This window comes from Paenisporosarcina sp. P4_E4_2 (genome assembly GCF_056401595.1).
In genome coordinates this window covers 1-3,114 of sequence record NZ_JBFUJC010000359.1, presented here as the reverse complement: position 1 = coordinate 3,114, position 3,114 = coordinate 1, and the positions used below count along the sequence as shown (strand labels likewise).

Genomic DNA, 3,114 nt, shown 5'->3' with positions numbered 1-3,114 from the left:
GCACCATGTATAGTGAAAGATATGGTATGGCATATTAATGAAATAGGAGGGATTTCGATGTTTCAAACAATCGAGTTACAACAAGGCATCCATCTACATATTAGGCCTACAGATCAATTTAAAACTGTAAACTTTTCGTTTAAATTCAAACAATTATTGACTAATCAATCTGCATCAGAACGTTCAGTACTTTCAAATGTATTATTGCATAGTAATGAGCTTTTTCCATCCAATTCAGCTTTCCGAAGCCATTTAGATGAGCTTTACGGGACGATTATGTATTTAGACTCAAGCAAAAAGGGGAGTGATCATTCCGTCACTTTGCTTGCTGAGTCTGTCAATGATCAATATTTGTCTACTGGCGGAGTGTTGGATCAAGTAATTAATCTTATGCAAACGGTTCTTTTCAGCCCAAATCTGGAGCAGGGAACGTTCAAAGAATCGATTGTAACACGTGAAAAAGATACAGTCATTCAACGTATTGAGTCAATATACGATGATAAAACACGATATGCACAACAGCGACTGGTTGAATTAATGCGACCAAATCACCCAGCTTCTATTGGTGCAAACGGGACTATCAATGATGTTAATGCGATTACCAAGGAATCCTTATTTAAAGCCTACAAGAAAATGCTTGAAGAAGATGAGTTGGATATTTATGTTGTGGGTGACGTGGATGTAGAAGAAATGACTGCCAAGCTGAAACAAGCATTTCCTTTCAAAGCACGATCTAAAAAGCAAAAAAATGTTCATGAAAATATTGAGCATAAAACCGCTGAGAAAGATAAAGTCAACGAACAACAAGAAATGAAGCAAGGGAAATTGCATATTGGTTACAGTACACCAGTTACGTTTACGCATCCTGATTTTCCAAAAATGCAAATTACGAATGGCATTTTCGGTGGATATCCTCATGCGAAGTTGTTCCTGAACGTTCGTGAAAAAGAAAGCATGGCTTATTATGTGTCAAGTTCATTCTCTTCAGCATATGGATTAGTATTTGTTCTTGCTGGAATTGATGCGAGTAAACAAGAAAAAGCGGTGCGTTTAATTGATGAACAATTGGAGGCAATGAAAAATGGGGAGATTTCAAAAAATGAAATCGATCAAACTGTTGCCATGTTGAAGAATCAATTAAAAGAAGCGCTTGATTCTGCTCGAGGACAAATCGAGATTTATGATCAATACAAAGACCTTGATGAAAAATTCTCAGTTGATTCATGGGTTGAAAAGTGGACATCAGTCACGAAAGAAGATATTCAGGAAATGGCAAAATCAATTAATAAAGAACTTGTTTATTTCTTGTCTGGAAAGGAGGAGCTGTCGCATGAAGGAGCTTCACTTTAAACAATTGGATGAAAAAATGTACCATGAAAAAATGAATAATGGTCTGGAAGTATATATCTTGCCTAAAAAAGGCTTCTCGAAAACATTTGTGACCTTTACAACAAAATATGGGGCAATTGATCGTACTTTCGTGCCGTTAGGAGAGTCAGAGCAAATTACTGTCCCGGATGGAATTGCTCATTTCCTGGAACATAAAATGTTTGAAAAAGAAGACGGCGACGTATTCCAGAAATTTAGTGGATATGGGGCATCTGCCAATGCATTTACTTCCTTTACCCGTACAGCGTATTTATTTTCCTCAACGGATCACTTGTATGAAAACACGGAAACGCTCTTGAATTTTGTGCAGGAGCCTTACTTCACACAAGCAACTGTTGAAAAAGAAAAAGGGATTATCGGTCAAGAAATCACGATGTATGATGATCAACCTGACTGGCGATTGTATTTTGGCACTATTGAAAATATGTACAAAGATCATCCGGTGAAAATCGATATTGCAGGAACAATCGATTCGATTGATAAAATTACTGCTGAGCATTTATATACTTGTTATGAAACGTTCTACCATCCGTCAAATATGTTATTGTTCGTTGTTGGCGCAGTAGATCCGGAAAAAATGATGACTTATATCCGAGAAAATCAGTCTAAAAAAGAATTTGCCGAACCACAACCGATCCAACGTGCTTTTCCTGAAGAACCGTTGGAAGTTGCAAAACATGAAAATAAATTGTTAATGGATGTTCAGAAACCAAAAGTATATATTGGACTAAAAGCGAAAGAAACTTCTCTGCAAGGCGATGCCATGATGAAACACGAGATGGGGATTCAACTTGCATTGGAATTGATTTTTGGCCGATCTTCGGACTTCTATGTGGAAGCCTATGAAAAAGGCTGGATCGATGAATCGTATGCTTTTGATTTCACATTGGAAAAAGGCTATGGCTTTGCTTTGATTGGATCAGACACTTCAATGCCGAAAGAATTAATTGAAGCAATTAAAAAAGAACTGAAAAAAGTTGAAGAGAAATGGCCATTTGGACAAAGCGATTTAGACCGTGTCCGCAAGAAAAAGATTGGATATTTCCTTCGTGCCTTAAATTCAGTGGAATTTATTGCGAACCAATTTACTCGTTACGCATTTAATGATATGGATTTATTTGATGCTGTTCCTTCTCTTGAGAAGATGACTGTTGAGGACTTGCAACAAGCTTTCAAATCCATACAAGGTGAAGAACAACAGACTGTATTTTCTGTTCTTCCGAAGAAAGAGCAATCGGCATCATGAAGAAATTTGCCTGCATTTTTGGGGCATCGGGTGAAATAGGGCAAGCAATTGCATATGACATGTCCAAACATGGCTGGAGTTTGTATTTACATTTCAATGAAAACAAACAGTCCATTGATCAATTAATATCACATTTACAAGATCTTTATCCGAACCAAGAATTTCATGTCATTCAAGGAGACCTTGCTGACAATAAAGCAATCCATTTTATTTGTACACAACTTTTTGAAGTTCAAACGATTGTCTTTGCATCTGGTCAGGCTTTGTATAAATTACTTGAAGAGACTACACCCCGAGAAATGGAAATGGTGTGGCGAACGCATGTGCAAGCACCTATGACAATCATCGGTCAGCTAGCTCCTAAATTAAGACGGCACGACCGGTCTTATATCACCTTTATCGGCTCGATATGGGGAGAAACTGGAGCGGCTGGAGAAACTGTTTATTCAGCCGTCAAAGGTGCGCAGCATGCTTTCGTA

At 37.7% G+C, this 3,114-nt stretch carries 3 protein-coding genes; all 3 read left to right on the top strand.

Annotation, left to right across the window (positions count from 1 at the left end; translation table 11 throughout):
• Nucleotides 1-57: 57 nt before the first annotated feature.
• Nucleotides 58-1,350, top strand: coding sequence for an EF-P 5-aminopentanol modification-associated protein YfmF (gene yfmF / locus AC1DSB_RS17075; RefSeq protein WP_477531783.1), 1,293 nt, complete (start codon nucleotides 58-60; stop codon nucleotides 1,348-1,350).
• Nucleotides 1,331-2,635 carry an EF-P 5-aminopentanol modification-associated protein YfmH gene (yfmH, locus tag AC1DSB_RS17070; RefSeq protein ID WP_477531784.1) on the top strand — a complete coding sequence of 435 codons (1,305 nt, stop codon included), beginning with the start codon at nucleotides 1,331-1,333 and terminating at the stop codon, nucleotides 2,633-2,635. Before yfmF ends, yfmH begins: the two co-directional genes overlap by 20 nt.
• A partial coding sequence (locus tag AC1DSB_RS17065; RefSeq protein ID WP_477587185.1) for an SDR family NAD(P)-dependent oxidoreductase occupies nucleotides 2,632-3,114 on the top strand: 483 nt, incomplete at its 3' end. The genes yfmH and AC1DSB_RS17065, both read left to right, overlap by 4 nt.

Excerpts from the sequence above, each read along its gene's own strand:
- yfmF (WP_477531783.1), top strand. The coding sequence starts at position 58 with ATGTTTCAAACAATCGAGTTACAACAAGGCATCCATCTACATATTAGG.
- yfmH (WP_477531784.1), top strand. The coding sequence starts at position 1,331 with ATGAAGGAGCTTCACTTTAAACAATTGGATGAAAAAATGTACCATGAA.